Origin of the sequence: Edaphobacter acidisoli (assembly GCF_014642855.1) — a bacterium.
GTDB classification, from domain to species: Bacteria; Acidobacteriota; Terriglobia; order Terriglobales; family Acidobacteriaceae; genus Edaphobacter; species Edaphobacter acidisoli.
Genome location: NZ_BMJB01000001.1, coordinates 1910725 through 1927181 on the forward strand (window position 1 = coordinate 1910725; position 16457 = coordinate 1927181).

Annotated in this window: 12 protein-coding genes; 7 read left to right on the forward strand and 5 right to left on the reverse strand. The window is 59.9% G+C overall.

The window, feature by feature from the left end:
- Positions 1–86: 86 nt before the first annotated feature.
- Together IEX36_RS07710 and IEX36_RS07715 are read right to left on the reverse strand one after the other, a co-directional pair.
- On the reverse strand, positions 87–1895 hold the full coding sequence (locus tag IEX36_RS07710; RefSeq protein ID WP_229668787.1) for a chloride channel protein: 1809 nt from the start codon (positions 1893–1895) through the stop codon (positions 87–89).
- A 52-nt stretch (positions 1896–1947) separates the two neighbouring features.
- Entirely contained in the window at positions 1948–2433 is a 486-nt protein-coding gene (locus IEX36_RS07715; protein ID WP_188758713.1) for a MarR family winged helix-turn-helix transcriptional regulator, read from the reverse strand.
- Positions 2434–2540: 107 nt separating this feature from the next.
- On the opposite strand from IEX36_RS07715, the gene IEX36_RS07720 reads away from it, so the two are divergent.
- From IEX36_RS07720 to IEX36_RS07735, 4 genes are all read left to right on the forward strand, one after another.
- A complete protein-coding gene (locus tag IEX36_RS07720) occupies positions 2541–5492 on the forward strand; it encodes a sensor histidine kinase (RefSeq protein ID WP_188758715.1) in 2952 nt (983 codons plus the stop codon).
- Positions 5489–6115, forward strand: a complete 627-nt coding sequence (locus IEX36_RS07725) for a response regulator (RefSeq protein ID WP_188758716.1) — start codon at positions 5489–5491, stop codon at positions 6113–6115. The genes IEX36_RS07720 and IEX36_RS07725 overlap by 4 nt, the downstream gene beginning before the upstream one ends.
- Before the next feature lie 33 nt (positions 6116–6148).
- Positions 6149–6676, forward strand: a complete 528-nt coding sequence (locus IEX36_RS07730) for a hypothetical protein (protein WP_188758718.1) — start codon at positions 6149–6151, stop codon at positions 6674–6676.
- A 119-nt stretch (positions 6677–6795) separates the two neighbouring features.
- Positions 6796–7647 (forward strand): IclR family transcriptional regulator, encoded by an 852-nt coding sequence (locus tag IEX36_RS07735; protein ID WP_188758720.1) that lies wholly within the window; start codon positions 6796–6798, stop codon positions 7645–7647.
- 60 nt (positions 7648–7707) lie between these two features.
- Here IEX36_RS07735 and IEX36_RS07740 read toward each other — a convergent pair whose 3' ends face one another.
- Entirely contained in the window at positions 7708–9072 is a 1365-nt protein-coding gene (locus tag IEX36_RS07740) for an alpha-L-fucosidase (RefSeq protein WP_229668788.1), read from the reverse strand.
- Positions 9073–9270: 198 nt separating this feature from the next.
- Here IEX36_RS07740 and galA point away from each other — a divergent pair, with 198 nt between their 5' ends.
- Positions 9271–11790 (forward strand): beta-galactosidase GalA, encoded by a 2520-nt coding sequence (galA, locus tag IEX36_RS07745; RefSeq protein WP_188758721.1) that lies wholly within the window; start codon positions 9271–9273, stop codon positions 11788–11790.
- Here galA and IEX36_RS07750 read toward each other — a convergent pair.
- Together IEX36_RS07750 and IEX36_RS07755 are read right to left on the reverse strand one after the other, a co-directional pair.
- Positions 11787–12143, reverse strand: coding sequence for a cupin domain-containing protein (locus IEX36_RS07750; RefSeq protein ID WP_188758722.1), 357 nt, complete (start codon positions 12141–12143; stop codon positions 11787–11789). The two genes, galA and IEX36_RS07750, sit on opposite strands and share 4 nt — an antisense overlap.
- 12 nt (positions 12144–12155) lie before the next feature.
- Positions 12156–13277, reverse strand: a complete 1122-nt coding sequence (locus IEX36_RS07755) for a sialidase family protein (protein ID WP_229668970.1) — start codon at positions 13275–13277, stop codon at positions 12156–12158.
- A gap of 169 nt (positions 13278–13446) precedes the next feature.
- Here IEX36_RS07755 and IEX36_RS07760 point away from each other — a divergent pair, with 169 nt between their 5' ends.
- Positions 13447–14694: an EAL domain-containing protein gene (locus IEX36_RS07760; protein ID WP_188758724.1), complete on the forward strand. Its 1248-nt coding sequence runs from the start codon at positions 13447–13449 to the stop codon at positions 14692–14694.
- 74 nt (positions 14695–14768) lie between these two features.
- Positions 14769–16436 (forward strand): GH39 family glycosyl hydrolase, encoded by a 1668-nt coding sequence (locus IEX36_RS07765; protein WP_229668789.1) that lies wholly within the window; start codon positions 14769–14771, stop codon positions 16434–16436.
- Positions 16437–16457 lie beyond the last annotated feature (21 nt).

The following is a 16457-nucleotide window of genomic DNA, read 5'->3' on the forward strand; positions in this document are numbered from 1 at the left end:
ATAAGACATCCATTCGTGCAAGCTGAAGCGTAGCCGAACTTCGACTGCGCCGACGCCCTCGAAATCATGCCGAACCTACTTAGTCCCTATCCCTCCAGACCATAGTGGGTGGCATTCTCGTCATAGCTGTAGTTTGCCGCCGTATGCTTCTGCGTTCTAAGCGCCTTCAAAATATCGCTCTTCGTCACAATGCCCTCGAGTCGCCCCGTGTGCGATACCACCAGCAACATGTGCTGGCGGTACTCGCTCAGCAACAGTCGTAGCGCCTCCATCACATCGCAATTTGCAGGCACCCTCGTCACATGACGGTCCACAATGTCACGCACGTACATCGCGTCCCACTTGCTGCGTGGAATCTTGGCCAATGACCACACCGCCGCGATCCCGACAAGCTCCTCGCCATCGAACACCGGATAGGTCGCATGCCGATAATGTGTCGAGAGGACATCGGTAAACCCGTGCAGGCTCAGCGAAGCCTGTACCGAGATCACATTCTGCTGCATCACCTCGGCAACCATAATGTTGCTCAGCTCATGCACACGCACGCCCTCATGGAGCCGCTGGTCGCCCGAAGCTGACGCATCACCTGAAACCGCATACGCCACCGCTGCGCCAATCAGCGCGGGAATAATGAAGGAGTGACCACCCGTCGCCTCGGCAACGAAGACGACGGCCGCAAGCGGCGTCTTGTAACCGGCAGCGATAAACGCAGCCATACCCACGGCCGCATAGAGCTCAATTGCCGGGCTATGCACCACCGACTGAGCAAAAGCCACGCCCAGGCTCCCGCCCGACAGGAACAGCGGAACGAACATCGCGCTCACACCGCCGGCAGCCAGTGAAAACGTAGTTGCAGCCAGCTTCAGAACGCTGAACATCACCAGCTCAAACGAGCTGTAGTGTTTGGTCAGAATGTAACCCACAGCCTCATAATTGGGGCCAAGAGGAACGAGCGACCCGTGGAAGATCGCGAGAAAGGAAATACCGCAGACACCAGTCAGGAAGCCGCCAACCATCAGCTTGATCCAATGGGGCCATGACCACTTCACCCAGAAGACCCGCGCGCGGCGGAAGGTAATGACGAACGCCATCGCCACAAGCCCAACGACCAGGCCAAGCAGCGCACACCATACCAGGTCGCGGCGCGTGAACGTCACGTTCGACGCAAAGTCGAACAGCGGCTGTCCGCCGACAAACGAGCTCAGCGTCATGTACGAGATCACCGACGCGATCAGCGAAGGCACCAGCGCTTCATGCGCCAGGTCGTCCTTATACGGCATCTCCAGCGCGAACACGATACCGGTCAGCGGCGCGCGGAACACCGCCGACATACCCGCAGCCGCGCCGCAGATCAGCATAATCCGCCGGTCGCGCGCATCCAGACGCAGCCGTTTCAGCTTCGCCCACAGCCACGAACCAATCGCGCCACCGCCATAGATACTTGGCCCTTCGAGCGCCGCGCTGCCGCCGAATCCCACAGTTGTCATGGCCGCAAGAATCTTCGCAAAGAACGGCCGCATGTTAATGTCGCCGTTGTGCTCGTGGTACGAGCTGATAATCTCCTCGGTCGAGTGCGTATCCGGATCAGGCGTCAGAAACTGCATAATGAGGCCCGTCAGAGCGAAGCCGGCGGTCAAGCTCGGCACAATCGCCCAATGGTGGCCCAGATAATAGCTCAGCACCACAGGCCACATCTTGCCCAGGATCACGACCGTCAGGCCCGTAATGAACAGGCCCGTGACGATGCCAATAATCGGCGCAACAATCAACCACTTGTGCAGGTCGCGCGAATAGGTCGCCGTCAGGTCCTCATGAACCAGCGGTAGATATTTGCGGAGCATCGGGTGTCTCAGCACCCAGCTTCTCTTTTTCGGATTCTCAACCATCGTCTGCATCTAAACTGCCATCCTTTGAAATTCCAGCTCAATCTCTGTGCTGCTCGAATACCTATTCCGCGCCCGACGATCTCTTCTTGAACGCAAGCGTCTGCGGAGGAACCTTTGGCGGCTTCAACAACGTCTCCCGCGCATGGCCGACCTCTTCGCTATGCATCTCCGTAAGCTTTGCCAGCATCTGCTCGCCATGCCGCGTCAAGTGCACGAACACAAACCTGCGGTCGCTCGTATCGTGTTCCTTGCGAACCAGACCGCACTGCGCCGCACGGTCTACCAGGCCCACAACCGAGTTGTGCCGCTCCTGCAAAAACTCAGCAAGCTCTGAGACCGTCGCCCAGCCGCGCCCCGTATACCCGGCAACGCCCAGCATCAACTGGTGCTGTTGCGGAGTCACGCCGCACTGCCGCGCCGCCTTCTCGCTGAAGCGCAAAAACTTTCGCAAGTTGTAGCGGAACCACGCCAGATTTCGGATTGTATCTTCGTCGAGAGCAGAGGCCGTTCGGGGAGGGACCTGCTCGACTGCCGATCGCAGTCTCATACCCAAATTATATCGCATTGTGATTCAATATGCATCGCATTGTGATGTATCTTCTTCAAGCAAATCTTCCACCATCTACCGCAGCAGCCTGAATTACCCTCAAGTACATGCACCGGCGCGCCCACTTCGACAGGCTCCGAGCCATTGTGCTCGTCTGCTTCGCATGTGCCGCGTTGCCCCTCGCGCACTCGTCCGCGCAAAGCTTCGACAATCTCGGCCACCAGGAGTGGTCCACCGAAAACGGTCTCCCGCAAAACAGCATCCACCAGATATTTCAGTCCCGCGACGGCTACATCTGGACCGCAACCGAGGGCGGCATAGCACGCTTCAACGGATCCGGTTTCCAGGCCTTCAGCCAGGAAGACAACCCCGCCTTCACCACCAACGACACCTGCTGCATCACCCAGGACGCAAAAGGCGCGCTCTGGGTCGGCACCGCAGACGGCCTCGTCCAATACGCGAACGGAGCATTCCGTCACTTCACTCTCGGCGACGGCCAGATCACGATCGAAGCCCTCGCTGCAGACAACGCCAACCTGTACATCCTCACCGACAGCGGCATCCTCGTCGAGAACGGCGACAAATTCACTCCGCTTCCACTTCCATCCAACATCAGCCCTACAGCCATAGCCCAGGCCAGCAACGGCGCTCTCTGGATCGCTACCGCCACCCAGCTCTTCGAATACAGCGACGGCTCACTCAAGCAGATCTCATCAGGCACAGAACCTTTCGCCAATCCAATCCAAAGCATCGGCTCACTCCATGGCAATGCACCGTGGATCATGACTCGCAGCAGCGTCACTCTTCTCCGCAGCGGTCACCCTCGTACGCTTCAAACCAGTCGCGATCTTCCGAACACGAGGCTCCAGTCTTTCCTCGAAGACGCACGCGGCGATCTCTGGATCGGTACCAGCAGCGGCCTGTTCGTAGTGTCGAAGAACGGAGGACCAGCCGAGATCGAACCCGCGCTCGGCGCCAACAGCATCCTCTCGCTCTTTGAAGACAGTGAAGGCGACATCTGGGTCGGCACCGAAACCGCCGGCCTGCACATCCTTCGCCGCCAGAACTTCCACACACTCCCCGCGCTCTCCGAGCACGTCATCACCGCCGTAGCACAGTCCACCGACGGTGCAATGTGGGCAGGCACCAACGGAGACGGCCTCGACCGCTGGCAGAGCGGCAAGACTCAGCACTACTCCGCCAGCAACGGCCTGCTCAGCGACATCATCCTCGCCCTCGCTCCCGGCAGCAACGGCAGTATGTGGGTCGGCACGCCCGACGGCCTCAACCACATCGAAGGCCGCAAGATTGACTCCTACACCGCAGCCGACGGCCTGCCCGACGACCTCATCCGCTCCCTCCTCGTCGACAGCGACGGCTCACTCTGGATCGGCACCCGCCGCGGCCTCGCCCACTGGAAGAACAACGCCTTCACCATCTACACCGAAGCCACCGGACTCAAAAGCAATCTCATCGGCTCACTTGTACGCAATGCACAAGACCCGCAAGCTCTGTGGATCGGCACACTCGACGGCATCTCCCGCCTGCGCGACGGCAGGATCACGACCTACACCACAAACGACGGCCTCTCCGGCAACATCATCACCTCGCTGCTCGAAGACTCCGCTGGCACGCTCTGGATAGGGACTAAGGGCAGCGGCCTCAGCCGTTCCACTCCCAATGGCTTCATCTCCATGCAGCGCGCCGATCTCCCCCGCTCCATCGATTCCATCCTCGAAGACAACGCAGGCAATCTCTGGCTAAGCTCGACCCACGGCATCACCCGGGTCCCGCGCGACACCCTCATCGCCTGCGGCACGTCCACAAGCTGCAACCCGCATCCAGAGCCCTACGGCCGCGCCGATGGCATGCCCACCGAAGAAGCCTCCTCCATCGGCCACCCCGCCGCATGGAAAGATACCGCTGGCCTCCTCTGGTTCGCCACACGCAAAGGCGTCGCCATCACCGACCCCAACCATCTCTCTGAAGACCGCATCCCGCCTCCCGTCGTCATCGAAAGCTTCATCGTAGACGACGCCACGATCGCCTCTTCATCAACAGAGATCGACATCCCGCCCGGCCACACTCGCTTCGCCTTCGCCTATGCCGGCCTCAGCTTCGCCGCGCCCTCCAAGGTCCGCTACCGCTATATCCTCGAAGGTTTCGACAAGCAGTGGACAGACGCAGGCTCCCGCCGCACCGCCTACTACACCAATCTTCCTCCGCGCCACTACCGCTTCCGCGTGCAGGCAGCCAACAACAGCGGAGGCTGGAACGAACCCGGAGCCGAGATCGGCTTCTACGTCCGCCCCGCGTTCTACCGCCGTGCCTGGTTCATCCTGCTCTGCCTCGCACTGCTCGCTGCCATCATCGTGCTGCTCTATCGCCTGCGCGTCCGCCGTCTTCAGCGCCAGTTCGACGCCGTCCTCGCCGAGCGCAACCGCATGGCCCGCGAGATCCACGACACCCTCGCGCAGAGCTTCGTCGGCGTCTCCGTCCAGCTCGAACTCGCCGCACAACTCCTCGCGCAATCGCACGTTACCGCCGCCCACGAGCAGATCGACCGCACCCGCGCCTACGTCCGCGAAGGACTCGCCGAAGCACGCCGCAGCATCTGGGACCTACGCGCCATCACCGCGCAGGACACCCTGCCCACGCGCCTCACCCGCCTCGCCGACCAAACTGGAACGCCACAGCTCCAAATCAACCTCACTATCGGCGGAACCTACCGCCCACTCGCGCCTGGGGTCGAAACTGAAGTCCTCCGTATCGCACAAGAAGCCTTAGCCAATGTCACCCGCCACGCTCAGGCAACCCGCGCAGCTATCGATCTGCGCTATCATTCAAAGCGTCTGACCTTAACCATCACCGACAACGGTCGCGGCTTCGACACTACAAACACCACGCTCCCTGCTAACGGTCACTTCGGGCTCCAAGGCATGCGCGAGCGCGCCGAGCAAATCGGCGCAAACCTTGCCGTCAGCAGCGTTCCCGGGCAAGGCAGCACAGTCACACTCGATGCACCCATCGCAGCCGAGAAAGGAATAAAAACACCATGAGTAGCCCCATCCGCCTGCTGGTCGTCGACGACCACCATGTCGTCCGCCAAGGTCTCGTCGCGCTCCTCAAGATCATGCCCGAGCTCGAAGTGGCAGGCGAAGCCTCCGACGGCCTCCAGGCTATCGAGCTGCACCGCACACTCCAACCCGACATCACCCTCATGGATCTGCAACTCCCCAAACTCGGCGGCGTCGACGCCATCCTAAAGATACGCACCGAGTCCCCCGCCGCGCGTTTCATCGTACTCACCACCTTCGACGGGGACGAGGACATCTACCGGGCTCTCCAGGCCGGCGCAAAAGCCTACCTGCTCAAAGGCATGACCGTCGAAGAACTCCGCTCCACCATCCAGGCCGTCCACAGCGGCAAAACCCGCATCGCCCCCGCCATCGCCGAAAAACTCGCCGAGCGCATGAGCGGACAGGAACTCACCGGCCGCGAGCTCGAAGTCCTCGAACGCATCGTCCGTGGCCGCGCCAATAAAGAGATAGCCTCCGACCTCAACATCAGCGAAGCCACCGTCAAGACCCACATCAACAACCTGCTCAGCAAGCTCGGCGTCACCGACCGCACACAGGCTGCAACCGCCGCGCTTCAACGCGGCATCGTACATCTCACATAAAGAAAATCAGCAAAACCAACATATAGACGGCCCATGAAACGACTCCTGCCACGACTCCTGCTCTGCTTCCTCCTTCCGCTCTCGCTCCCTCCCGCCATCAGCGCGCAGGCAAAATCCAACTGGCGCTCCGCAACTCCCGCAGAGCTCTCCGCCGCACTTCCCGCCCGCGCCCCTGTCGTGAAAGAGCGCATCGAAACCGAGATGCGCACTGCCTCCGGCATCATCAACGCTCACGGCAAAATCATCGCAGGCGTCGTCCTAATCACCGCAGGCTACTCGGCAGACGGCAAGTACTCCCACTACGTCCTCGTGCAGGCACCCATCACCATCGGCTCCCTTGCACTCGCTCCCGGAAACTACGTCTTCGGTTGGCAGCGTGACCAGGACTCTTTGCGCATCAAGTTCTACGAGGCTGCCACCGGCGCCGAGATCGGCGACGTTGTCATGCACCGCCTTCCTACCGGCTCGCGTGTCGAGTCCTTCCGTCTCTGGCCGCCCTCCGATCGTCAGATAATACAGATTGGCCGCTTCGCCATCCCCTACAAGCTGCCCAGCGAATAAAACGAATCAGTACAGATACACCCTGCGCCTCCATGATGCGAAATATCAGTCACAACGAAAGTGACATTTGTTACCTTTGATACGGTTAGTTCAGAGCTGCTTTCTGTACAGGAACGTTCATGGCCAAATCTGAAACCAAGCGCTATTACCCCACCCCAGCCCTCGAAAAGGGCCTCGACATTCTGGAACTCTTCGCCAACACCCCCGCCGGCCTTACCGTCAGCGAAGTCGCCAGAAGACTCAACCGCACCGTCTCCGAAATCTTCCGCATGCTGCTCTGCCTTGAACAGCGCGGCTATCTCGCGCAGTCGGCCAACAAGGACCGTTATCACCTGACACTCCGTCTCTTCCGCCTCGCGCAGGAGCATCCGCCCACCAAACGCCTCGTCACCGAAGCCATGCCTATCATGCATTCACTCGCGCACGAGATCCGCCAGTCGTGCCACCTCGGCGTGATCGACGGCGGAGACGTCGTTATCCTCGCGCAGGTCGATTCGCCCGAAGCGACCGGCTTCTACGTCAAGGTGGGTCGCAGGGTAGACCTGATGCATGCCGCAACCGGCCATGTCATCCTCGCTCACCTGACCGAGGACGCCTGCGCGCGCGCCGTTGAGGAGTGGAGCCGGGAAACAAAAAACAAAAAACCTGCCGATCTCGACGAGCATCTCGCCAAAATCCGCGCACGTGGATACGAGCGCCGCGCCAGCTATGAGATCAGCGGCGTCGTCAACATTACCTTCCCTGTCTTGAATGCGCAGGGAACCGCCGTGGCAGGCCTCACCATCCCCTACGTCAAGCGCATCGAAGATCCGCTCAGTATGACGGAGATCATCTCCGCGCTGAGCAAAGCAAGTCAACAAATGTCTGAAGCGCTCGGAGCGTTGCCCCCGCTCGTCAACCCTGAGCCTCCAAATCCACCCAAGAAGCCGCGCTCACACAAATCGCAAAAGCCTCAAGTTGCAAAGACTTAAACGCGCAAAAAATAAACCCCGCCGGAGTCCAGACTCGGCGGGGTTTCTGGAAGATACTCGTTACGCCTCGATACCCACTCCACCGCGCGGCTTGTTCTTGCGCACAAAGTCCGTATCCTGCTTCGGCTCCGACTCGCACTCAATCGCAATCGTCGTCACCGGCGAATCAGGCGCCTCCATCGGCAGCCCAACCAGGTGAACGCGGTACGGGTCCTGCGTAAACTTCACATCCTGCCCTGTCTTCATCAGCCGCGCAGACTTCACCTTCGTCTGCAAGCCAGAGATCGCCACATCCCCGCCCGGCCAGAAGTGAACGTGCATATAGAGCGTATTGCCGATGCGCGTAAAGCTCGCATAGGTCGACCGCCGCGGCTGGCACAGGTCAGAGTTCCGCACCGGGTCGGCGTTCGTCTCCATCCACTTCCCAACCTCGCTCAGCACACGCACCGACTCCTCTGGAATCGACCCGTCCCCTCTCGGCCCAATGTTCAGCAGATAGTTTCCGCCATCCCTCGTGCACGAGATCAGATTGCGAATAATCGTCTTCGACGACTTCCAGTTGTCATCCGCGCGCTGAAAGCCCCAGCTATCGTTCAGCGTCATGCAGCTCTCCCACGCACGTCCGCCGTTCGAAGCAACAATCTTCTGCTCCGGCGTCGAAAAATCTCCCGGCAAATGGTTCCGGTTGTTCACAATGATGTCCGGCTGCAGCTCAAACACCATCTTGTTCATCCGCTCGGACTCCCACCCCTGCGCATCCAGCGGCCAGGCCACGTCGTACCACAGCACATCGATCTTGCCGTAGTTCGTCAACAGCTCGCGAATCAACCCATGCGTGTACTCGACGAACCGCTTCCGCGCATCTTCATCCGTCGCACACCGCGCGCCATCCGGATGGTGCCAGTCCATCAGCGAATAGTAGAAGCCCACCCGCATTCCCTCAGCCCGCGCCGCCTCAACGTACTCGCGCACCAGGTCCTGCTTCGGTCCCTGCTTCACCGCGTTGTAGTCGGTCAGCTTCGTGTCCCAGTTACAAAAACCTTCATGGTGCTTCGTCGTCATCACCATGTACTTCATGCCGGCTGCCTTGGCCAGCTTCGCCCACGCGCGCTGCGATCCCGGCTTCGGCCGAAACTCCTGTGAGAACTGCTGATATTCCACCAGCGGAATCGCCTCATCCTCCATCGCCCACTCATGCCGCGCATGCTGGCTGTAGCAGCCGAAGTGAATAAACATTCCGAACTTCGCCGCATGCCACCATTGCATGCGCCGCACCTGGTCCGGAGTCGGCTGCGCCTCTGCTTCGTCCTGCGCCGCAACTGCGGCCTTCATCGCCGCTTCCGCGCGCCCACTCAAGGCAAGCGAAGCCAGCGAAGCTCCCGTGCCCATCAACATATTTCTGCGGTTGATCTTGAATGAATCCATTCTGGAATGACTCCGTCCTTTGCCTGGTTTGATGCGGAGGCGATTTTCCACCCGCAACAGCGTTCTAAACGGCCAAAGATATGATTGTCAATGGTAAAAGACAAATTTTATATAGAAAACAATTCAGCAATTGCGCAAAATCGAAATCGCCAAATCGTTTTACTTGCCTCATAATTCTCTCGAAGGAGAAAAACCTGAATGCCCCGCTGGACAAGACGTGACCTGGTCAAAGCAGCCGTAGCCACCTCTGCCGCAGTCATCGGCAACCGTACCCTCCCCGCAGAAGCCACTCCGTCCAGCAGTCCAACCCACCAGGCCAGCCAACCCGCCGCACCGCCCACCATCGACAACACTCTACGCGAAAACCTGCTCATGGACTTCGGCTGGCGCTTCCATCTCGGCAACGCCTGCGACCCCGTCAAAGATTTCAACTTCGGTAAGACCGCCATCATAGGCACCTTCGCCAAATCCGGCGACTCCGGCGGAGCAACCGGCTCTCACTTCGACGACAGCGCATGGTCACAGATCAATCTGCCCCACGACTGGGCCGTCGATCTCCCTTTCGTACTCGACAACACCCTGGTCTGGACCGGCGGCAAACCACTCGGCCGCGCCTACCCCGAAACCAGCATCGGCTGGTATCGCAAGCCCTTCGCCATCCCCGCCTCCGACCTCGGCAAACGCATCCGCATCCGCTTCGACGGCATCCGCCGCAACGCCCAGGTCTTCATCAACGGCCAGTACCTCGGCCAGGACCCCAGCGGCTACGCTCCTTACGAGTACGACGTCACAGACTTCATCAACTACGGCGGCGACAACGTCCTCTGCCTCCGCGTCGACGCGACCCTCAGCGAAGGCTGGTTTTACGAAGGCGCAGGCATCTATCGCCACGTCTGGCTCACCAAAACCGCGCCAGTCCACATCGCCTCCTGGGGCAACTACGTCCAATCGAGCTTACGCTCCGGCATCACCGGCCCCGCGTCTCTGCGGATCACCTCTGAGATCGAAAACGCAACCGGGCAGCCCGCCGACTGCACTGTTCACGCCTCCATCCTCGACCCCAACGGCGAAATCGTCGCCACCGTGCGCTCCAAATCAGCCACCATCGCCGCAGCGGCAAACAGCATCGTCGAGATGCAGGCCACCGTCACCCACCCCGAGCTCTGGTCGATCGAGACCCCGCACCTCTACCGTCTCGTCGCCACTGTCCTGCTCAACGGCAAACCGGTCGACCAGGACTCAACCACCTTCGGCATCCGCACCACGCGCTTTGATAAGGACGAGGGCTTCTTCATGAACGACAAGCCCGTCAAAATCAAGGGTACCTGCAACCATCAAGACCATGCCGGCGTCGGCGCCGCCCTTCCCGACCGCCTCCAGTACTACCGCGTCGAGCTCCTGAAAGGAATGGGCGCCAACGCCTACCGCACCTCCCACAACGCACCAACACCCGAGCTGCTCGACGCCTGCGACCGCCTCGGCATGTTGGTCATGGACGAGACGCGCGAGTTCTCCTCCAGCCCGCAAGCCCTCGAAGAACTCGAAAGCATGGTCAAGCGCGACCGCAACCACCCCAGCATCATTCTCTGGTCCATCGCCAACGAGGAGCCGCAGCAGGGCACCGAGCGCGGCGCACGCATGGGCCGCTCCATGATGGAAGCTCTCAACCGCCTCGACACAACCCGCCCCGTCACCGCCGCTATGAACCACTCCTGGGGCAAAGGCATCTCCGGCGTCGTCGATGTGCAGGGCTTCAACTACAACCTCCCTGACATCGACGCGTTCCACAAGAGCTTCCCGGATCAGCCAACCGTAGGCTCCGAGACCGCCAGCACTGTCTCCACGCGCGGCATCTACGCCAACGATCCCAAACGAGGCTACGTCGCCGCCTACGACACAGAAAAACCCCGCTGGGCCGAGACCGCCGAAGACTGGTGGAAGTTCTACGACCAGCGCGAGTGGCTCTCAGGTGGCTTCGTCTGGACCGGCTTCGACTATCGCGGCGAACCCACGCCCTACCACCTGCCCTGCATCAGCTCGCACTTCGGCCTCATGGACACCTGCGGCTTCCCCAAGGACAACTACTTCTACTACCACACCTGGTGGCGCACCGAACCCGCGCTCCATCTCTTCCCGCACTGGAACTGGTCCGGCAAAGAAGGCCAACTTATCGAAGTCTGGTGCTACTCCAATCAGCAAAGCGTCGAACTCTTCCTCAACGGCAAAAGCCTCGGCTCACAAACCGTCGAAAAAAACGGACACCTCGTCTGGAAGGTGAACTACGCACCCGGTACCATCGAAGCCCGCGCCTCCTCGAACGGCAAAGTCACACTCGTCGAAAAACGCGAGACCACCGGCCCCGCCGCAAAAATCCAACTCCAGCCCGACCGCACGAAGATCAGCGCAGACGGCGAAGACGTCTCCGTCATCAACGTCACCATCACCGATGCTCAGGGCCGCATAGTCCCGCTCGCCGACAACAAAGTCACCTTCACCCTCACCGGCGAAGGCAAAATCATCGGCGTAGGCAACGGCGACCCCAGCAGTTACGAAGCCGACCACGCCACCGCGCGCAGCGCCTTCAATGGCCTCTGCATGTGCATCGTGCAAGCCTCAAAGACCGCCGGCCCCATCACAATCCAGGCATCTTCATCCAACCTCGAAAGCAGCAACGTCACTATCGAATCCGCCGCAGCAACGCCCCGACCCAAAATCTAAAATGCGGGGCTTGTTTTATTCACTAGCTCTCGGTAGTCCTCACGCGCTGGCGTAAACACATCGAGCACCTCGCTTACCTCGATAGCGGAGGCCTGGTGCTCGACACCTCCGTCCACAACAAAGCTGTCCCCCGCACGCGCTTCAATCACACGGCCATCCATCTCCGCCCGAATCGCCCCGCTCACTACGTACACTAACTGCGTATGCGGATGACTGTGCCGCGTTCCTACCCACCCCTTCTCGAAATAATGGCGCACCAGCATCAGTTGGTTATTATGCGCCAGCACCTGCCGTCTCATTCCTTCCTCAGGCGCAAACATTGGCGCATCTTCTGTCTTTACAAAATCACTCATCGCTCAACCGTATCAGAGAAGCGGCGCTATCTTTCGCACCATGAAAGCAATGCCGCCTTCATTGCCCAACTCCCACAAAATGCCCAGTCGCCTTTTCGGCATCAGAACAATGTCTGAATATGCACTCGGCCCGGCATAGAGAACCGTATGCTTAGGCCAGGTTCTCCCTCCGTCCTTACTCACGCTAAGGGTCAGATCCCATCTGTGCTCGCGATCTCCCGCGTTGCTAAACAGCAGCGCGCGCTCGCCCTTTGCAGGCGAGTAGTCAATCACGCTGCCTTCGCACACAGGATCGGTCAGATCATGGGCAACAAAGGTCGTCTCCCAACTCTGTGCGCCATCCTTGCTGATCGAAACGATACGCGCACGTGATCTTCCGCTCTGGTCGCGGCTGTTCATCACCACAGTCCCATCCGGCCACTCGGCAGTCGTGCTCTCATTGCTACCTGGCACATTCACCGCGGCTCCCGCGTGCCAGGTCGCCCCATGGTTGTCGCTGAAGAACGCATTGGCCGCATAACTCTGCCCTTCCGGCTGAGGCTCACCCTCCGAGTGATACGCAGCGACCACGATACGCCCAGCATGCGGTCCCTCGGTCAGCTCCAGCGCATGTCCTGGCCCTGTCGCGTACGCCCGCCACACGGTCAACTTGACACTCGTGGTTATCTCGACCGGCGCGGCCCACGTTGTGCCATCATCCACACTCGTGCGATACCACACCCGCCGCGCGCCCTTACCCTGCATCACCTTCGACTCCGAAGCATTTTCTGTCGTGTAAACAAGAAAGATTCTGCCCTGCGGGTAGCGAGAGTCCATCGTATCGACAACCGGCGCGGCATTGCCCGCCTTCAGTGTCCCAAACTCGGCAACGGTCTCGATTGACCCCCAGGTTTTTCCGCCGTTGCGGCTCCTGCGCATCACCAGCCGGACATCGCCGAAATCGCCGCAGCCGTACTTCCGAGCCTCAGCAAAAGCCAGCAGCGTTCCACGAGGCGTCCGTACGATCGCAGGTATCCGAAAACAGGAGTACCCGCGCGTTCCATTCGCGAAGACCATCTGAGGCTGAGCCGCCGCCTCCGACAATGAGCACACGCAAAGCACCACCGCCAGAAAGAACGCCAGTTTCCAGCTCACAAACGACAACGGACAGCCCTCCACAGCTCCTCCGAGAAAGTTCAAATTTTAACATTCGCGGAACAGGCGTTCCGCTCATCCGGCAAGCCCAAAAACTCTCTTGCCGCCTAGTCATAAAACGGGTACTATCTCTCCTCAAACTGTATAGGAGCACACGTCTGCTTCCTTTATGGCCCCTCACACCGAAACCGACCTCAGGCGCGCGATCGAATCCGATGAGATCGTCCCCTACTTCCAGCCCATCGTCGAGCTGCGCTCCGGCCTGCTGACTGGCTTCGAGGTCCTCGCTCGCTGGCAACATCCTCGCCACGGAACAGTCGCGCCCGATGAGTTCATCCCGGTTGCGGAAAAAGCCGGTCTCAACGGATTGCTTCTCGGCAAACTGCTGCGCTCAGCCTTTGCCATCTCTGCCCACATCCCATCTCATCTCACTCTTTCGGTCAACATCTCTCTTACGCAGCTCACCGATCGAACCCTCACCCGCCACATCCGCCAGGCTGCCGAGCAATCCAGCTTCCCGCTCAATCGTCTCGTGCTCGAGATCACAGAAAGCGCACTCGTCGGCGACACCGAGCACGCCTACCTCATCGCCAACGAGCTCAAGGAGCAAGGCTCCCACCTCGCGCTCGACGACTTCGGCACCGGCTACTCCAGCCTTCGCCACCTGCAAGCCCTGCCCTTCGACGAGATCAAGGTCGACGCCAGCTTCGTCCGCACCATGACCCACACCCGCGAGAGCCGCAAGATCGCCGCTGCCATCATCGGCCTCGGCAACAGTCTCGGTCTCATCACCGTCGCCGAAGGTGTCGAAAGCGCCACCCACGCCGACATGCTTCTATGGCTTGGCTGTCAGCGCGGCCAGGGCTTCCTCTACGGCCGCCCCGTTCCGGTCGAAGGTCTCCAGGAACTGCTTATGATCCGGACCATCTTTCCTTCGCACCAACTCCGCACAGCCACGCTCGAAGACACCATGCCGCTACGGCTCGAAGCCTTGCCTACGCAGCGGCTCGCACACCTCCAGGCCATCTACGATGGCGCCCCTATGGGCCTCTGCTTCCTCGACCGCGATCTCCGCTACATCAGCATTAACAAGCAACTCGCGCGAATCAACAATCTTCCCGTCTCCAGTCATCTCGGACGCAACATAGCCGACGTCCTCCCCCTCTGGTATCCCGATCTCGAACCGTATCTCCGCCGCGCACTCGGAGGCGAAGCCGTCACAAATGTCGAAAGCAGACAGCCAAACGCTCGCAAGCCTGACCATCACTTAACACTCCTGCTCTCCTTCCAACCGGCTCGCGACGAAGCCAATGAGGTCATCGGCATCTCCATCGCGGTCGCCGACATCACCCGCCAGAAAATCGCCGAGCAAGCCGCCGCCGGCGTCAAAACCCGCAGTCACGCGGCAGCAAGCTAATCACTCAATAACCTGCATTCATCTTCCCCATCATCCCGAGAATACGTTTACAGTGGGAATACTCAGGAGATGTCATGAAGATGCGTTCTGTTCTCATCACCCTGCTCTGCTCCGTCGCTCTGCAACTGACAGCACAGACTCCAGTCTCCATCCATGTCGATCTGGCAAAAACACAAGGTGCATACACTCCCATCTACCGCTGGTTCGGCTATGACGAAGCCAACTACACCACGATGACTCATGGACGGCAGTTGCTCACCGAGCTGCACAATCTCAGTCCAGTACCCGTCTACATCCGCGCTCACCACCTCTTGACATCCGGCAACGGCGTGCCGGAGTTGAAGTGGAGCTCAACCAACGTCTTTACCATCGGCCCCGACGGCAAGCCGGCATACGACTTCAAAATCCTCGACGGCATCTTCGACGCCTACAAAGCCGCCGGCGTTCGCCCCATGGTCGAGCTTGGTTTCATGCCGAAAGACCTCGCGATCAACCCCGATCCGTATCAGGTCCACTACCCGCAAAACACCATCTCAGGCGGCTCGAACAATCCGCCCAAAGACTACGCCATGTGGGGCGAACTGGTCCGCAAAGTCACCCAGCATCTCGTCGAACGCTACGGCCGAGATGAAGTCCTCCAATGGTACTTCGAAGTCTGGAACGAGCCCGACATCGCCTACTGGCACTCGACTCCGGAAAACTACTACAAGCTCTACGACTACGCCGTCGCAGGCGTACGCGCCGCCTTGCCCGGCGCAAGAGTCGGGGGCCCCGCAAGCACAGGCCCCGGTTCAACCCACGCGGCAGCCTTCCTTAATGGTTTCCTGAAACACATCCAGACCGGCAAAAGCGCTGCCACAGACGGCCCCATACCACTCAATTTCATCTCGTTCCACGCAAAGGGTCATCCCACCGTCATCGGCACACACGTACAGATGGGCCTCAGCAACGAGTTGAACGACGTAGACAAAGGATTTGCGATCATCGCAAAGTATCCAGCCTTCAAACACCTTCCCGTAATCATCAGCGAAGCCGACCCCGAAGGCTGCGCCGCCTGCTCCGCCAAAGTCAATCCGGCAAACAACTATCGCAACGGCACACTCTATCCGGCATACACAGCCACTGCGATGAAAGCCATCTTCGATCTCAGCGACCGCCACCAGACCAACCTGTTCGCCATGCTGAGCTGGGCATTCGAATTTGAAAACAAGGATTACTTCGAAGGCTTTCGCTCGCTGGCCACCAACGGCATCGACAAGCCCGTGTTGAACATATTCCGTATGGCAGGACTCATGTCCGGCGAGCGCGTCAGCACAACCAGCACAGCCCAGATACCGCTCGACGCAATCCTCGCCTCCGGCATACGACAGTCGCCAGACATCGACGCATTCGCCACAAAATCCACTCACAACGCCGCAGTCATGCTCTGGAACTATCACGACGACAACCTTCCCGCCGAAGCCGCTCAGGTACAGACAACTATCTCAGGCATACCCGCCAGCGTGCACAGAGTTCTGCTGCATCACTACCGCATCGACGAGCACCACAGCAACGCTTACACCGTGTGGAAGGCGATGGGCTCTCCACAGCAGCCCACGCCCGAGCAATACGCCACGCTCAAAGCCGCCGGCCAGCTACAGCTTCTCGACTCCCCGCAGTGGCTCGCTGTCACCAGCGGCCAGGTCATCATCACAACCAAACTGCCGCGTCAGGCAATATCCCTGCTCCGACTCGAATGGTAAAGGTATAGAAATGCAACCGGC